This is a genomic window from Microbacterium sp. STRO-1N (genome assembly GCF_057748015.1).
In genome coordinates, this window is sequence record NZ_CM173234.1 from 2,050,015 (window position 1) to 2,065,306 (window position 15,292).

Genomic DNA, 15,292 nt, shown 5'->3' on the forward strand with positions numbered 1-15,292 from the left:
ATGGCGGGGATGAGCACAACGCACGTTCCCGCCACTCTCGCCGAATTCCGCGACGACTTCCTGGCGCTCGACGAGTCCGAGCGCCTGCAGCTGCTGCTGGAGTTCTCGAACGAGCTGCCCGCCGTCTCCGCCGAGGTCGCAGCCCACCCGGAGATGACCGAACGCGTCGCCGAGTGCCAGTCCCCCGTCTACATCTACCTCGATGTGACCGAGGACGCGGTGACGATGCACGCGACCGCTCCCGCCGAGGCTCCGACGACACGCGGCTTCGCCAGCATCCTGGCGCAGGGCATCACGGGTCTCACCCCGGACGAGGTGCTGGCGATTCCCGACGACTATCCGCAGTCGATCGGGCTCACCCGCGTCGTCTCTCCGCTGCGGATCTCCGGCATGACCGGCATGCTGCTGCGTGCCAAGAACCAGGTCAGGCAGAAGCGCTGAGCTCCTGTGCCGCGACCCAATCGGTGATCGCGCGTGTCCATCCCGTCTGGTCGTAGTTCCACAGCTTGGTGTGTCGTGCTCCCGTGAAATGGGGCATGGTCACGATGTCGGGACGCGCGGCGGCGAGGGCGTGCGAGGCATCCGCCGGGACGAAGCCGTCGTCGTCGCTGTGCAGGATGAGGATCGGGACGTCGAGCTCCTCGGCCCTGGCGAGCATGTCGAGCCGGTCGAACGGGATGGCATCGTCCGCGCCGCCCCAGCGGGCGGTGAGCGGCGACGCCAGCAGCGTCATCGCGAGTTCCGGCAGCGGATCGCGAACGCCCTGCTCGCGCGCCTGGAACCGGAGCACCGAACGCCAATCAACCACCGGCGATTCGAGGACGAGTCCCACGATCGATCCGCGATTCCCTGAGGACACCGCGGTCTGGAGCGCGATCGCTCCTCCCATGGACCAGCCCATCAGCAGGATCCGGCGCGCGCCGTGGCGCAGCGCGTAACCGATGGCGCTGTCGATGTCGCGCCATTCCGAGGCTCCGAGCGCGTACGCGCCGCCGCGGGTTCGTGGAGCTTCGCCGTCGTTGCGGTACGAGACCACGAGATTCGCCATCCCCATCGAGTGCAGAACGGGAACGGCGCGCAGGCACTCGGCCCGATTGCCGCCGCGGCCGTGGATCTGGATGACCCAGACATCGGATGCCGGGGCATCCGGCGCCGCGGGGAACAACCATGCGGGGCACGGTCCGCTCGGCGATCCGATCAGCACGTTCTCCCAGCGCAGGTGCAGTTCCCGAGGCGAGCTGTAGTACCAGCCGCTGAACGCCGCGGCGCGGTCGATCCGCGCGCCGGGGTCGATCTGCGTCAGTAGCTTGCGCCGCACCCGCGCACTGTCCGCACTGAGCACCGCGCCGAGCTTGACGTAGCCGTGGGTTCCGGTCGTGAAGAGGCCGTAACGGCCGGGGAGCTCGGTGTCGAGGGTGCGGCTCAGCTCGATCGTCTGCGCGCCGGTGTCGACGGCGAGGATCTCGGTGTCCATCCCGCGCTTCGCGGGCGTGACGACGCGTCGTGCGACCGAGAGCACGACGATACCCGCGGCCGTGACCAGAGCGAGCAGCGTGAGGACGAGGGCCGTGACGGCGTGCCTGATACTCTTCATCGCCTCCTGACTCTAGCCTGTCACCGTGGACGCACATTCCGAGGCCGGAGCGCGCTTCGAGCACGCCGCAGCCGAACTGCGCGAGACGCGATTCCGCTCGGACATCACCGTGCGCGAGATCCCGTCTCCTCAGGGGCTCGCGCCCTTCGCGATCGCCTTCGCGGCCGACGTCCGCCCGGACGATCACGGCGACTCGATCTACGGTACGGCGCGCTTCGTCCTGCTGCACGATCCGCTGGCTCCGGATTCCTGGTCCGGCGAGTGGCGCATCGTCGCGTTCGCGCAGGCACCGCTCGAGCCCGAGATCGGCACGGATCCCCTCCTCGCGGATGTCACCTGGTCGTGGCTGGTCGACGCACTGGAGTCCAGGGATGCCGTCTATCACTCGGCATCCGGCACCGCGACGAAGACGCTGTCCAAGGGCTTCGGCGGGCTGGCGGCCGAAGGCGACGGAGCGCAGATCGAGCTGCGGGCGTCGTGGACCCCGGAGGGCACACTGCGTCCGCATGTGGAAGCATGGGCAGAGCTGGTGGGGATGCTCGCCGGGCTTCCGCCCGGGTCGGAGGACATCGCCGTGTTCGGCGCTCGAAAGGCGGCCCGTGACTGAGTATTCCGTGATCGATGATCGGGATGAGTTCGTACGCGCGTGCGCGCTCCTCGCGGCCGGTGAGGGTCCAGTGGCCGTCGACGTCGAGCGGGCGTCCGGTTTCCGATACTCGCAACGCGCCTATCTGGTGCAGGTGTTCCGACGCGGCGCAGGGGTCTTCCTGTTCGATCCGCCGGCGATCGGGGATTTCGCCGCGCTGCAGGACGCGATCGGCTCCGAGGAGTGGGTGCTGCACGCAGCGAGCCAGGATCTGCCATCGCTGCGAGAGCTGCGGCTCGAGCCGACGTCCCTGTTCGACACGGAGCTGGGCTCCCGACTGCTCGGTCACGACCACGTCGGGCTCGCTGCCGTCGTCGAGGAGACCATCGGAATCACGCTGAAGAAGGAGCACTCCGCGGCGGACTGGTCGACCAGGCCCCTCCCGGATGCCTGGCTCGACTACGCAGCACTCGACGTGCTGCACCTGATCGACGTGCGCGATGTCCTCGCCGCGGAACTCATCGAACAGGACAAGGTCGAGATCGCCGCCGAGGAGTTCAGTGCCACCCTCACCCGTCTGCCGAAGCCACCGCGCACCGAGCCCTGGCGTCGGCTGAGCGGTCTCCACCGCGTGCGGGGCGCCCGCAACCTGGCCGTCGCACGTGCCCTGTGGGAGTCGCGCGAGGAGTACGCGCAGGAGCAGGATGTCTCCCCCGGCCGGCTCGTCCCCGACCGCTCCCTCATTGCTGCGGTCCTCGCCGCGCCCTCCAGCAAGCATGCTCTGGCGTCGCTTCCGGACTTCACGGGACGCGCCAGCCGCACGCAGCTGGACAGATGGTGGGGAGCGATCGAACAGGGCAGGGCCACGACCGACCTGCCGAAGGAGCGAGTCCCCAGTGACACTCTCCCGCCACCGCGCGCCTGGAGCGATCGCAACCCTGAGGCCGATGTCCGGTTGAAGGCCGCGCGTCCGCTGATCGAAGCGCGCGCCGTCGAGCTGAACATGCCGACCGAGAACCTCCTGACCCCCGATCACCTGCGTCGCGTCACCTGGGAGCCGCCTGTTCCGCCGACCGTCGAAGCCATCGGTGCGGCTCTCGAGGAGCTGGGAGCCCGGCACTGGCAGATTGAGGAGACTGCACAGAGGATCGCGGATGCCTTTGTAGAAGCCGCGCAAGTCGTCGAAGCGCCCGCGGAGCCGGGTTCGTAGGTTCGACCCAACCGATTCCGCACACCTCACTGCCGCTCCTAGGCTGAAGACATCCCAAACCCAGGAGGCAGAGTGGCCGAGATCTCGGACGTCTTCTTCGTCGATGGAGTGCGCACCCCGTTCGGGCGCGCCGGCGAAAAAGGCATGTACTGGAACACCCGCGCGGACGACCTCGCCGTCAAGGCGACGATCGGGCTGATGGAGCGCAACGGCGCTGTACCGGCGGACCGCATCGATGACGTGGCGATCGCGGCGACGTCCCAGACCGGAGACCAGGGCCTCACGCTCGGTCGCTCCGTCGCGATCCTGGCAGGTCTCCCGCAGACGGTGCCCGGCCTCGCCGTCGAGCGCATGTGCGCCGGCGCGATGACGAGCGTGACGACCATGGCGGCTTCGATCGGCATCGGCATGTACGACCTCGCCCTCGCCGGCGGTGTCGAGCACATGGGGCACCACCCGATCGGCGGCAACGCCGACCCCAACCCGCGATTCGTCGCCGAGAAGATGGTCGACCCCGGCGCCCTCAACATGGGCGTCACGGCCGAGCGCATCTTCGACCGCTTCCCGCACCTGACCAAGGAGCGCTCCGACCGGTTCGGGATGCTGAGTCAGCACAAGGTGCAGGCTGCGTACGACGCGGGCAAGATCCAGCCGGACCTCGTACCGGTGGCGATCAAGGATGCCGAAGGAGCGTGGGGTCTCGCGGCCGAGGACGAGGGACGCCGGCCGCAGACCACGATGGAGGATCTCGCGGCGTTGAAGACGCCGTTCCGTCCGCACGGGCGCGTCACGGCGGGCACGTCGTCGCCTCTGACCGACGGCGCCACGATGTCGCTGCTCGCGGGCGGAGGTGCCGTGAAGGAGCTCGGTCTGCAGCCGAAGATGAAGATGGTCTCGTTCGCCTTCGCGGGCGTCCAGCCCGAGATCATGGGCATCGGGCCGATCCCGTCGACGGAGAAGGCACTGAAGAAGGCCGGTCTGAGCATCTCCGACATCGGCCTGTTCGAGCTGAACGAGGCCTTCGCTATCCAGGTGATCTCGCTGCTCGACCACTTCGGCATCCCGGACGACGACCCGCGCGTGAACCAGTGGGGCGGTGCGATCGCGATCGGGCACCCTCTCGCAGCATCCGGTGTCCGCCTGATGATCCAGCTCGCGGCGCAGTTCGCCGAGCGACCGGACGTGCGCTACGGACTGACCGCCATGTGCGTCGGGCTGGGGCAGGGCGGCTCTGTCATCTGGGAGAACCCGCACTACAACGGCAAGAAGCGGAAGTGAGCACAGGCATGACGAACTACGACGACGTCGACTTCTCGCCGATCCTCGCGCTCACCGACGGCGAGGTCGTCACGCACTCCCCCGTGCGCGACATCCGTCTCGCCTCCGGCAAGATGCTCGCCCTCATCACCCTCGACAACGGCAGGGACCACACCCGACCGAACACGCTGGGACCCGCCACGCTCACGGAGCTCGGCGAGACGCTGGCCGGCCTCAAGGTGCGTGCCGCCGCCGGCGAGATCCAGGCGGTCGGCATCACGGGCAAGCAGTACATCCTCGCCGCCGGCGCCGACCTGTCGGACATCAGCAAGGTGGGATCGAAGGACAACGCCCGCCTCATCGCCCAGCTCGGACACAAGGTGCTGGGGTCGCTGAGCGACCTCGGTGTGCCGTCCTTCGCCTTCGTGAACGGGCTCGCTCTCGGCGGCGGCCTGGAGATCGCGCTGAACAGCACGTACCGCACGGTCGACGCTTCGGCTGCGGCCGTGGCCCTCCCCGAGGTGTTCCTCGGCATCATCCCCGGTTGGGGTGGCGCCTATCTGCTGCCGAACCTGATCGGCATCGAGAACGCCCTCGAGGTCGTCATCTCGAACCCGCTCAAGCAGAATCGCATGCTCAAGCCCCAGCAGGCTTTCGACTACGGCATCTTCGACGCGATCTTCCCCGCGGCGACCTACCTCGAGAAGTCGCTCGCGTGGGCGGATGCCGTCCTCACCGGCGCCACCAGGGTCGAGCGAAGGAACGAGCCCGGCAAGATCGAGCGCCTCACGAAGTGGCCGATCGCGGTGAAGATGGCTCGAGGGATGCTGGAGTCGAAGATCGGCACCATGCCGCGCTCGCCCTATGCGGCGCTCGAACTGCTCGACAAGGCTCGCAGCGGAACGAAGGCCGAAGGCTTCGCCCGCGAGGACGAGGCCCTGTCCGACCTCGTGACCGGCGACCAGTTCGCAGCGTCGATGTACGCCTTCGACCTCGTGCAGAAGCGTGCCAAGCGCCCCGTCGGAGCACCGGACAAGGCTTTGGCGAAGAAGGTGACGAAGGTCGGCATCATCGGAGCGGGCCTCATGGCGAGCCAGTTCGCGCTGTTGTTCGTCCGGAAGCTGCAGGTTCCCGTGCTCATCACCGACATCGACCAGGCCAGGGTCGACAAGGGCGTCGCGCACATCCACGAGGAGATCGGCAAGCTCGAGGCCAAGGGGCGTGTCGATGCCGACACGGCGAACAAGCTGCGCGGCCTCATCCGCGGGACCGTCGACAAGACCGAGTACGCGGACGCGGACTTCGTGATCGAGGCCGTCTTCGAAGAGGTCGGTGTCAAGCAGCAGGTGTTCGGCGAGATCGAGAAGATCGTCGCCGAGGACGCCATCCTCGCGACGAACACCTCCTCCCTGTCCGTGGAGGAGATCGGAGCGAAGCTCGAGCACCCGGAGCGCCTGGTCGGTTTCCACTTCTTCAACCCGGTCGCGGTCATGCCACTGATCGAGGTCGTGAAGATCCCCGTGACGAACGAGCAGACGCTGTCCACCGCATTCGTCGTCGCGAAGAGCCTCGGCAAGAACGCGGTCCTCACTGCTGATGCTCCGGGGTTCGTCGTGAACCGTCTCCTGGCGAAGGTCATGGGCGAGGCTGCGCGTGCGGTGTACGAGGGCACGCCGGTGCACGAGGTCGAGAAGGCCTTCGCACCGCTCGGACTGCCGATGGGCCCGTTCCAGCTGATCGACCTGGTCGGGTGGAAGGTCGCAGCGCACGTGCAGGACACCATGGTGCACGCCTTCCCCGACCGGTTCTACGCGAACGAGAACTTCCACGCTCTCGCCGAACTCGAACAGGTCGTCGAGAAGGACAAGGGCGGACGTGTGACCGGCTGGACGAAGGCCGCCGAGAAGGCGCTCAAGGGCGCTGTGGGGTCGACGCCGGCATCCGCTGCGACGATCCTCGGACGAGTGCAGGACGGGCTCGCGCAGGAGATCCGGATCATGCTCGACGAGAATGTGGTCCCGGAGGTCGAGGACATCGACCTGTGCCTCATCCTGGGTGCTGGTTGGCCGTTCATCGACGGCGGCGCGTCGCCGTATCTGGACCGTGAAGGAGCATCCGAACGGGTCTTCGGCGGCACGTTCCACACTCCGCCGATCCGCGGCATCGCGCAGCGCTGATCGCTCGACGCCGAAGGCGGGATGGTCCTCGTGATCGTCCCGCCTTCGGCGTTTCCGGCCACCGGACGGCGGATCCGCGAACGGCGGGCGAAGGCTCGGTGAACATCTGGCCCTGCAGGCTCGTAACGGCATCCGGACGCCCGTGGATCCGTGAAAGTGGAGCCATGGACACGTTCCTCTCGTTCTTCAGCGTTCCCGGCATGAGCAGCCTTCTGAAGACGGGCACCGCCGTCCTCACGGTGCTGCTGGTGGTTCCGGCGCTGCTGAAACTCTTCCTGGTGACCATCGATGAAGGCTTCGCTGCGATCCGAACGCGCAACGGCAAGCCGATCGTCCGCAAGCCCAAGGGCGTACCCGGTGCGGCCGGCGAGGTCGTCGTGCTCCCGCCCGGCACGCACGGCGCGTTCCCGATGTTCTACTGGTACAAGCTCATCGACGTCCGCTGCCGCTCCACCGATCTGCCCGCCCGTCAGCTGACCGGCGCGGCCGGTCATCAGCATCTCGTGCACGCCTCGTTCGAGTGGCGCCCGGTGGCCACGGGGCGCGAATTGCGCGTGTTCGAACTCGACGTCGTCAACGTGACCGAACGCACGGCGAACATCGTCGGCTCGGCCATGCGCGACGTCATCCGCGGAATCCCCGGTGATGTGCTGCCCGAGAACGCGGACCTCGGCCGGCTGGTGCTCGCCGAGTGCGCTGCGACGGCGTTGCGCGACTGCGGCGTCGAGGTGGTGCGGGTCATGATCACGGGAGACGCGCTGACCGACGGCTACCTGATGTCGCAAGCGCTGCGCGCCGGAGATCGGGATGCCGAGGCGGCGGTCGCTGCACTGCACGCCCTGAACTGAGCTCCTCGGCGGCGGTACCCGGGGCTGGCCGTCCTCGCCGGAGTGATCGCGCTGATCGCCGTGCCGCTGGGATGGTGGCTCACCGCGCGGACAGCGCTGCGGAGCGACCGCGGGATCTCAGCGCGTCGCAGGCGCCATGAGCGCGTCGACGTCGACGCGCGGGTCGAGGACGGTGCGCTGGGCTGACGCTCTTCAGCGCTTCTCGTGCAGCGGAAGATCGATCGCGCCGGTCTCGCCCGCGTTGCGCGCCATCGGGATCCGGGTGCCGAGCACCTGGGACACGACGTCCTGCGCGATCTTCGAGGCGGTCAGACCCGCATCGGCGAGGATCTGGTCTCGCGATGCATGATCGATGAACTCGTCCGGCAGGCCGAGTTCATCCACCGCCGTGTCGATGCCGGCCTCGCGCAGCACCTGACGCACCCGCGTTCCGATTCCACCGACGCGGATGCCGTCCTCGAGCGTGATGACGAGACGGTGCTTGCGCGCCAGATCGATCACCGACGGCTGGACGGGGATGGCCCACCGAGGGTCGATCACTGTCGCACCGATGCCCTGCGCTCGCAGGCGCTGCGCGACATCAACCGCCAGCGCGGCGAACGGACCGATCCCGACCAGCAGGACGTCCTCGGATTCTCCTCGGGTCAGGACATCGACGCCGTCGCGCAACCGCTCGATGGCGGGAAGATCGGCGGCGACCTCGCCCTTCGGGAAGCGGATGACGGTCGGCGCGTCGTCGACGGTCACGGCCTCATCGAGCGCCTCACGCAGCCGGGCGCCGTCGCGCGGCGCCGCGATGCGGATATGCGGCACGATCTGCAGCATCGCGAGGTCCCACATGCCGTGGTGGCTGGGGCCATCAGGGCCGGTCACACCAGCGCGATCGAGGACGAACGTCACACCGGCCTTGTGCAGACCGACATCCATCAGGACCTGATCGAACGCGCGGTTCATGAAGGTCGCATAGAGCGCGACGACGGGGTGCAGGCCGCCGTACGCGAGCCCTGCCGCCGCCGTGACGGCGTGCTGCTCGGCGATCCCCACGTCGTAGACGCGCTCGGGGAAGCGCTCCGCGAAAGGCGCGAGCCCGGTCGGCCGCAGCATCGCGGCCGTCATGGCGATCACCTTCGGGTCGCGCTCGCCCGCGGATACCAGAGCCTCCGAGAACACGTCGGTCCACCCGGTGCCGCTGCTCGACAGCGGTTCGCCGGTGGTGGGGTCGATGCGGTTCACGGCATGGAACTGATCTGCCTCGTCGTCGCGGGCCGGCTGGTAGCCGCGGCCCTTCTCCGTGATCGCGTGCACGATCACGGGAGCACCGTACGACTTCGCCAGTTCCAGCGTCTCGATGAGCGCATCCAGGTCGTGCCCGTCGACGGGGCCGAGGTATTTGATGTCCAGATTGGAGTACAGCGCGGCATTGTTCGTGAAGCGCGACAGGAAACCGTGCGTCCCACCGCGCACGCCGCGGAAGACAGCGCGCCCGAAGGCGCCGAACGTGCGGAAGAAGCGATCCGACTTGCGGTGCAGGTCCTTGTACGCGGCGGCCGTGCGCACCCGGTTCAGGTACCGCGACATCCCGCCGATCGTCGGCGCATAGGAACGCCCGTTGTCGTTGACCACGATGACGAGGTTGCGGTCGTTGTCGTCGGTGATGTTGTTCAGCGCTTCCCAGGTCATTCCACCGGTCAGCGCGCCGTCTCCGACGACCGCGACCACGTGGCGGTCGGCGCGGCCCGTGGCCGTCAGCGCCCGTGAGACGCCGTCCGCCCAGCTCAGCGAGCTCGAAGCATGCGACGACTCGACCACGTCATGAGAGCTCTCTCCGCGCTGCGGATAGCCCGCCAGGCCACCGCGCACCCTCAGCTGCGAGAAATCCTGGCGACCGGTGAGCAGCTTGTGCACGTACGACTGGTGACCGGTGTCGAAGATGATCGGGTCGTCCGGCGAGCGGAAGACGCGGTGCAGCGCGATCGTGAGCTCGACGACGCCGAGGTTCGGACCGAGATGACCGCCCGTGCGGGACACGTTCTCGACGAGGAACTGCCGGATCTCCTCCGACAGCGCCGCCAGTTCCTTCGAGCTGAGCCGGTCCAGGTCCCGTGGCCCCGTGATGCCGGGAAGAATGGGCATCTTCACCTCCAGGTCGCGTGCACGGAATGCGCCCGCGCAGGCGGACGATGACCGTTCGATCCTACCGCCGCCGCCCGGGAATCCCCCGTGCCCGCACGACGGAGGGTCCGGATGCCGAAGCATCCGGACCCTCCGAATCGCCGTGGGTTCAGACCAGCGAACGCAGCACGTACTGCAGGATTCCGCCGTTGCGGTAGTAGTCCGCTTCACCGGGGGTGTCGATGCGGACGACCGCGTCGAACTCGATGGGCTGCTTGCCCTCGGACGAGTGCTCGCTCGGGGCCGCGGTGACGTGGACGGTCTTCGGGGTGACGCCGTTGTTGAGCTCCTCGAGGCCCGAGATCGAGACGACCTCCGTGCCGTCCAGACCCAGCGACTCCCAGCTCTCGCCCGCCGGGAACTGCAGCGGGACGACGCCCATGCCGATGAGGTTCGAGCGGTGGATGCGCTCGAAGCTCTCCGTGATGACGGCCTTGACGCCCAGCAGGCTGGTGCCCTTGGCCGCCCAGTCGCGTGACGAGCCGGAGCCGTACTCCTTGCCGCCGAAGATGACCAGCGGGGTGCCTTCGGCCTGATAGTTCTGGCTGGCGTCGTAGATGAACGACTGCGGAGCGTTCGCCTGAGTGAAGTCACGGGTGAACCCGCCCTCCACCTCTGCACCGTCGTTGACGGCGCGCACCAACTGGTTCTTCAGGCGGATGTTCGCGAACGTGCCGCGGATCATCACCTCGTGGTTGCCACGGCGCGAGCCGTACGAGTTGAAGTCCTTCTGCGCAACGCCGTGCTCGGTGAGGTACTGAGCGGCCGGAGTGCCGGCCTTGATGTTCCCGGCCGGGCTGATGTGGTCGGTCGTGACCGAGTCGCCCAGCGTCGCGAGCACGCGTGCACCCGAGATGTCGGAGACGGGCGTCAGCTCCATCGTCATGCCTTCGAAGTACGGTGCCTTGCGCACATACGTCGAGTTCTCGTCCCACTCGAACACGGGACCGGTCGGCGTCGGAAGGCTCGTCCAGCGCTCGTCACCGTCGAAGACGGTCGCGTACTGCTTGATGAACTGCTCCCGCGAGATCGAGGAGTCCACGATCTCCTGCACCTCGTCCGGCGTCGGCCAGATGTCCTTCAGGAAGACGTCCTGGCCGTCCGCGCCCTTGCCGAGCGCGTCGTTCTCGAAGTCGAAGTGCATGGATCCGGCCAGCGCGTACGCGATGACCAGCGGCGGCGACGCGAGGTAGTTCATCTTCACGTCGGGGCTGATGCGGCCCTCGAAGTTGCGGTTGCCCGAGAGCACGGCAGTGACGGCGAGGTCATTGTCGTTGATCGCGGCCGAGACCTCTTCGATCAGCGGACCGGAGTTGCCGATGCAGATCGTGCAGCCGTAGCCGACTGTGTAGAAGCCGAGGCCTTCGAGATCCTTGTCGAGGCCCGACTTCTCGTAGTAGTCGGTGACGACCTTGGAGCCGGGGCCGAGCGTGGTCTTGACCCACGGCTTCTGCTTGAGGCCCTTCTCGAGCGCCTTGCGTGCCACGAGACCTGCGGCGATCATCACCGACGGGTTCGAGGTGTTGGTGCAGGAGGTGATCGCGGCGAGCGTGACGGCCCCGTTGTCGAGGAGGTACTTGTCACCGGAGGGCGTGGTCACCGGCACGGGCTTGGAGGCGACGTGCGGTGCACCGCTGGTCATCAGATTCGCCTCGAGGTGCTCGTGCTGGTGCGAGACGCCGTTCGTCGGGATGTGATCGTGCTCGACGCCGGGCGTGGAACCGGGGTCGGACGCGGGGAAAGTCCCCTCGGACTCGACGGTGTCCTCCGGAATGGAGGCGTAGTTGAGGATGTCCTTCTCGAACTGCGACTTGGCGTCGGACAGCAGGATGCGGTCCTGCGGGCGCTTCGGGCCCGCGATGGAGGGGACGACCGTGCCGAGGTCGAGTTCCATGTACTCGCTGAACACCGGCTCGCTGTCCGCGTCGTGCCAGAGGTGCTGCTCCTTGGCGTATGCCTCGACGAGAGCGACGGTCTGCTCGTCGCGGCCGGTCAGGCGCAGGTACTCGGTCGTCACGTCGTCGATCGGGAAGATCGCTGCGGTGGAACCGAACTCGGGCGACATGTTCCCGATGGTCGCGCGGTTGGCGAGCGGAACGGATGCGACGCCTGCGCCGTAGAACTCGACGAACTTGCCGACCACGCCGTGCTTGCGCAGCATGTCGGTGATCGTGAGCACGACATCGGTCGCCGTGACCCCGGCCGGGATCTCGCCCGTGAGCTTGAAGCCGACGACGCGAGGGATCAGCATGGAGACGGGCTGACCGAGCATCGCGGCCTCTGCCTCGATGCCGCCGACGCCCCAGCCCAGCACTCCGAGTCCGTTGACCATGGTCGTGTGCGAGTCGGTGCCGACGCACGTGTCGGGGTAGGCGCGCAGGACGCCGTCGACCTGCCGGTCGTAGATGACCTTGGCCAGGTGCTCGATGTTGACCTGGTGGACGATTCCGGTACCGGGCGGTACGACCTTGAAGTCCTGGAAGGCCGTCTGACCCCAGCGCAGGAACTGGTAGCGCTCGCCATTGCGCTCGTACTCGATCTCGACGTTGCGCTCGAGGGCGTTCTCACTGCCGAACAGGTCCGCGATGACCGAGTGGTCGATGACCATCTCAGCGGGCGAGAGCGGGTTGATCTTGTTGGCGTCGCCGCCGAGCGCCGTCACGGCCTCGCGCATGGTGGCGAGGTCGACGATGCACGGCACGCCGGTGAAGTCCTGCATCACCACGCGCGCCGGAGTGAACTGGATCTCCGTGGTCGGCTCCGCCGCGGCATCCCACGACCCGAGCGCCTCGATCTGCGCCTTGGTGACGTTCGCGCCATCCTCGGTGCGGAGCAGGTTCTCCAGGAGGACCTTGAGGCTGAACGGGAGCTTCTCGTAACCGGGAACGGTGTCGATGCGGAAGATCTCGTAGTCGGTGCTGCCGACCGTCAGGGTGCTCTGGGCACCGAAGCTGTTCACCGTGGACACGAATCCGTCTCCTTCTACTCGGATGGAGGCAACATGCGCCTCCATCTTGCTCGCCAGCGAGCCCCGACGGCTAGCAAGGCGGACCTAACCAGTCTGCTCCGCTTGCGTCGTCCGCGAAAGCCTGCAATTTATCTTGATGTCAAGATAAATCTATCACGAGTCCGCGGCATCGCCCTTCGAGGGCTCGCGCGGATACAGCGCCCGGACGACGAGCCAGGTCACCGCGATCATCGGCGCGAACAGCGGGAGCCCCATGATGAGCTTCAGCGTCCCGAGCGCCGTCACATCGCCGGCGAAATAGAGTGGAAGCTGCACGGCCAGACGTGCGAAGAAAAGCCCTGCCCATGCGATGGCGAGCCAGAAGAACGCCCGCTTCTTGCGGCGGTCCTGACGCCACGCGGTCCCCTCGCCCATCAGGAATCCGGCCGCCAATCCGATCAGCGACCAGCCGACGAGCGCGGAGACCAGGAGCGCCGTGCCGTAGAGCGTGTTCGTGAGGAATCCGGGAACGAAGTTGTCCTCGCCTCGTCCCGTGAACAGCGCCAGACCGGCTGCGGCCCCGGCGGCAACGAGGCCGCCGAGCGCTGCCGACGGTGGCGACTTCTGGATCAGCCGGACGGCGGTGAACACCGCTGCGAGACCGACGGAGACACCGAGCGACAGGATCAGCGGCTCGGGGCTGATCGTGAACAGGATGACGAAGGCCAGGCTCGGCAGGACCGACTCCAGGATGCCGCGCCAGCCGCCGATCGCCGACCAGACGACACGATGCGTGCTCGCGGTGTCCTCCGGGTCGATGCCGGCCTTGCGCGCGGCACCGCCGAGCGCAGCGCCGAGCAGATCGGAGACCCGCGGTTCGGCGTCGGAGTTCTCGACGGGTTCCTCGCCGCCGTCGTGCGGACCCCGCTCGCTCACGCGCCGCCGGGAGAAGCCGGCATCTTGAGCGGAATGAGGTCACGGGGCGGCATCGGAGCGCCGCCGCGCACGACCACGAGGGAGCGGAAGAGATCCTCGACCTTGGCCGCGGCATCCAGATCCGAAGCCGCCGCTCCCCCGATCACGCCGCGCAGGAACCAGCGCGGTCCGTCGACGCCGACGAAACGGGCCAGGCGGAGCCCTGAGCCCTCCGCAGCGGTCGCGGGGACCTCAGCGAGCAGTTCTTTGCCGAGTGGGCCGTCGCGCTCCTCGACGCGTCCGCCCTGGGAGCGGACCTGGTCCTTGAGCTGCACGCGCGTCTCGTCCCAGAGTCCGCCGGAGCGCGGCGCCGCGAAGGGCTGCACCTGCAGCGACGAGTCCGCGTAGTCGAGACCGACGGCCACGATGCGCTTGGTCTGCTCCTCGACCTCGAGGCGGAGGTTCAGCCCGTCGCGCGGAAGGATCTTGATGCCGCCAAGGTCGATGTACGGACGGACCGGATTGACCTCTGTCTCGTCGAACGGACCGTCGACGGCACGATCCGCCGGCGCCGACTTGCTGGGCTGCTCGTTCTGCTCTGTCATGACTTCTCCCCTGGGGCGGTGGCGGCGGCCGCTCCGGCTGCCTGATATCCCGTCGAGCCGAAGCCGCCATCCCCGCGAACGCTCTCGGGGAGCTCCTCGACGGGGATGAAGACGGCGCGGGTGACGGGCATGATGATCAGCTGGGCGATGCGATCGCCGATCGCCACATCGTACGCGCTGCGGATGTCGGTGTTGATCAGGCTCACCTTGATCTCACCGCGGTATCCGGCATCGACCGTCCCCGGCGCGTTCACGATCGAGATGCCGTGCTTGGCGGCCAGGCCGCTGCGCGGAACGACGAAGGCCGCGTACCCCTCGGGCAAGGCGATGCGCACACCGGTCGAGACCAGCGCCCTCTCCCCCGGCTCGAGATGCACGGTTTCGGCGGCCACGAGATCCGCACCGGCGTCGCCAGGATGCGCATAATGCGGGACCACGGAGGCGATAATGGGAAGGTCGATGGAATCGCTCACCCCAAGAGGCTAATGCAGAACACGATCCCCGCCGCCCGCCCGCGCTATCGGGAGCGCCTCGCACCCAGCCTCTGGCTGCTGGTGTCCGCGGCCGTCCTCGCGCCGATGATCGCGCTCACACTGGTTCCCCTGAACTCCGCGTTCGGTCTCGTCATCGGCATCGCGGTCGCGCTGGCTGTGATCGGGCTGCTCGTCGCCGCATCGCCCGTCGTGTCGGTCGAGGATGCGACCCTGCGCGCGGGCCGCGCGCACATCGACGCGCGCTGGCTCGGCGAGCCGGTGGCGCTCACCGGCGAGGACGCGAAGCAGGCGAGAGGCCCAGGACTCTCCGCCTCAGGCTGGCATCTCATCCGCGGAGGCGTGGACGGCATCGTGATCGTGCCGAACACCGATCCGGATGATCCGGTCACCTCCTGGACCATCTCGACGCGCACGCCCGACCGCCTCGCGGCGGCGATTCGTCACGCCGGAGACTGAACGACGCTGCCGTTCGAACGACGACGCGCCC

At 67.9% G+C, this 15,292-nt stretch carries 14 protein-coding genes; 8 read left to right on the forward strand and 6 right to left on the reverse strand.

What is annotated here, in order from left to right; all coding sequences use genetic code 11:
* Positions 1-9: 9 nt before the first annotated feature.
* Positions 10-441, forward strand: coding sequence for a SufE family protein (locus AC3ANJ_RS09825; RefSeq protein ID WP_488316159.1), 432 nt, complete (start codon positions 10-12; stop codon positions 439-441).
* On the opposite strand, the gene AC3ANJ_RS09830 is transcribed toward AC3ANJ_RS09825, so the two are convergent.
* Positions 425-1,594 (reverse strand): alpha/beta hydrolase family protein, encoded by a 1,170-nt coding sequence (locus AC3ANJ_RS09830; protein WP_488316160.1) that lies wholly within the window; start codon positions 1,592-1,594, stop codon positions 425-427. The genes AC3ANJ_RS09825 and AC3ANJ_RS09830 overlap by 17 nt on opposite strands.
* Before the next feature lie 25 nt (positions 1,595-1,619).
* Between AC3ANJ_RS09830 and AC3ANJ_RS09835 the strand changes: the two genes are divergently transcribed.
* The 6 genes from AC3ANJ_RS09835 to AC3ANJ_RS09860 all read left to right on the forward strand — a co-directional run bounded on the left by AC3ANJ_RS09835 (position 1,620) and on the right by AC3ANJ_RS09860 (position 7,858).
* Positions 1,620-2,201, forward strand: a complete 582-nt coding sequence (locus AC3ANJ_RS09835; RefSeq protein WP_406250207.1) for a DUF3000 domain-containing protein — start codon at positions 1,620-1,622, stop codon at positions 2,199-2,201.
* The gene (locus AC3ANJ_RS09840; protein WP_488316161.1) at positions 2,194-3,390 is read left to right on the forward strand and encodes a ribonuclease D; all 1,197 of its coding nucleotides are present in this window, start codon (positions 2,194-2,196) and stop codon (positions 3,388-3,390) included. Before AC3ANJ_RS09835 ends, AC3ANJ_RS09840 begins: the two co-directional genes overlap by 8 nt.
* A 72-nt stretch (positions 3,391-3,462) precedes the next feature.
* Positions 3,463-4,668 carry a thiolase family protein gene (locus AC3ANJ_RS09845; protein WP_488316162.1) on the forward strand — a complete coding sequence of 402 codons (1,206 nt, stop codon included), beginning with the start codon at positions 3,463-3,465 and terminating at the stop codon, positions 4,666-4,668.
* Positions 4,669-4,676: 8 nt separating this feature from the next.
* Positions 4,677-6,824, forward strand: coding sequence for a 3-hydroxyacyl-CoA dehydrogenase NAD-binding domain-containing protein (locus AC3ANJ_RS09850; RefSeq protein ID WP_488319262.1), 2,148 nt, complete (start codon positions 4,677-4,679; stop codon positions 6,822-6,824).
* A 164-nt stretch (positions 6,825-6,988) separates the two neighbouring features.
* The gene (locus tag AC3ANJ_RS09855) at positions 6,989-7,672 is read left to right on the forward strand and encodes an SPFH domain-containing protein (RefSeq protein WP_406250202.1); all 684 of its coding nucleotides are present in this window, start codon (positions 6,989-6,991) and stop codon (positions 7,670-7,672) included.
* A 42-nt stretch (positions 7,673-7,714) separates the two neighbouring features.
* Complete coding sequence (locus AC3ANJ_RS09860) at positions 7,715-7,858, forward strand: hypothetical protein (protein WP_488316163.1); 144 nt, start codon at positions 7,715-7,717, stop codon at positions 7,856-7,858.
* Positions 7,859-7,864: 6 nt separating this feature from the next.
* On the opposite strand, the gene dxs is transcribed toward AC3ANJ_RS09860, so the two are convergent.
* The 5 genes from dxs to dut form a co-directional block, all read right to left on the reverse strand.
* Positions 7,865-9,805, reverse strand: coding sequence for a 1-deoxy-D-xylulose-5-phosphate synthase (dxs, locus tag AC3ANJ_RS09865; protein WP_488316164.1), 1,941 nt, complete (start codon positions 9,803-9,805; stop codon positions 7,865-7,867).
* A 148-nt stretch (positions 9,806-9,953) separates the two neighbouring features.
* Positions 9,954-12,812 carry an aconitate hydratase gene (locus AC3ANJ_RS09870; protein WP_488316165.1) on the reverse strand — a complete coding sequence of 953 codons (2,859 nt, stop codon included), beginning with the start codon at positions 12,810-12,812 and terminating at the stop codon, positions 9,954-9,956.
* Between the two features lie 153 nt (positions 12,813-12,965).
* Positions 12,966-13,727 carry a DUF3159 domain-containing protein gene (locus AC3ANJ_RS09875; protein ID WP_488316166.1) on the reverse strand — a complete coding sequence of 254 codons (762 nt, stop codon included), beginning with the start codon at positions 13,725-13,727 and terminating at the stop codon, positions 12,966-12,968.
* Complete coding sequence (locus AC3ANJ_RS09880; protein ID WP_406250194.1) at positions 13,724-14,311, reverse strand: DUF3710 domain-containing protein; 588 nt, start codon at positions 14,309-14,311, stop codon at positions 13,724-13,726. Before AC3ANJ_RS09880 ends, AC3ANJ_RS09875 begins: the two co-directional genes overlap by 4 nt.
* A complete protein-coding gene (dut, locus tag AC3ANJ_RS09885; RefSeq protein WP_488316167.1) occupies positions 14,308-14,784 on the reverse strand; it encodes a dUTP diphosphatase in 477 nt (158 codons plus the stop codon). The genes AC3ANJ_RS09880 and dut overlap by 4 nt, the downstream gene beginning before the upstream one ends.
* A gap of 12 nt (positions 14,785-14,796) precedes the next feature.
* On the opposite strand from dut, the gene AC3ANJ_RS09890 reads away from it, so the two are divergent.
* Complete coding sequence (locus AC3ANJ_RS09890; RefSeq protein ID WP_488316168.1) at positions 14,797-15,261, forward strand: DUF3093 domain-containing protein; 465 nt, start codon at positions 14,797-14,799, stop codon at positions 15,259-15,261.
* Positions 15,262-15,292: the final 31 nt, after the last annotated feature.

Coding starts and splice junctions, on each gene's coding strand:
- AC3ANJ_RS09825 (WP_488316159.1), top strand. CDS start 10: ATGAGCACAACGCACGTTCCCGCCACTCTCGCCGAATTCCGCGACGAC.
- AC3ANJ_RS09830 (WP_488316160.1), bottom strand. CDS start 1,594: ATGAAGAGTATCAGGCACGCCGTCACGGCCCTCGTCCTCACGCTGCTC.
- AC3ANJ_RS09850 (WP_488319262.1), top strand. CDS start 4,677: ATGACGAACTACGACGACGTCGACTTCTCGCCGATCCTCGCGCTCACC.
- AC3ANJ_RS09855 (WP_406250202.1), top strand. CDS start 6,989: ATGGACACGTTCCTCTCGTTCTTCAGCGTTCCCGGCATGAGCAGCCTT.
- dxs (WP_488316164.1), bottom strand. CDS start 9,805: ATGCCCATTCTTCCCGGCATCACGGGGCCACGGGACCTGGACCGGCTC.
- AC3ANJ_RS09880 (WP_406250194.1), bottom strand. CDS start 14,311: ATGACAGAGCAGAACGAGCAGCCCAGCAAGTCGGCGCCGGCGGATCGT.
- AC3ANJ_RS09890 (WP_488316168.1), top strand. CDS start 14,797: ATGCAGAACACGATCCCCGCCGCCCGCCCGCGCTATCGGGAGCGCCTC.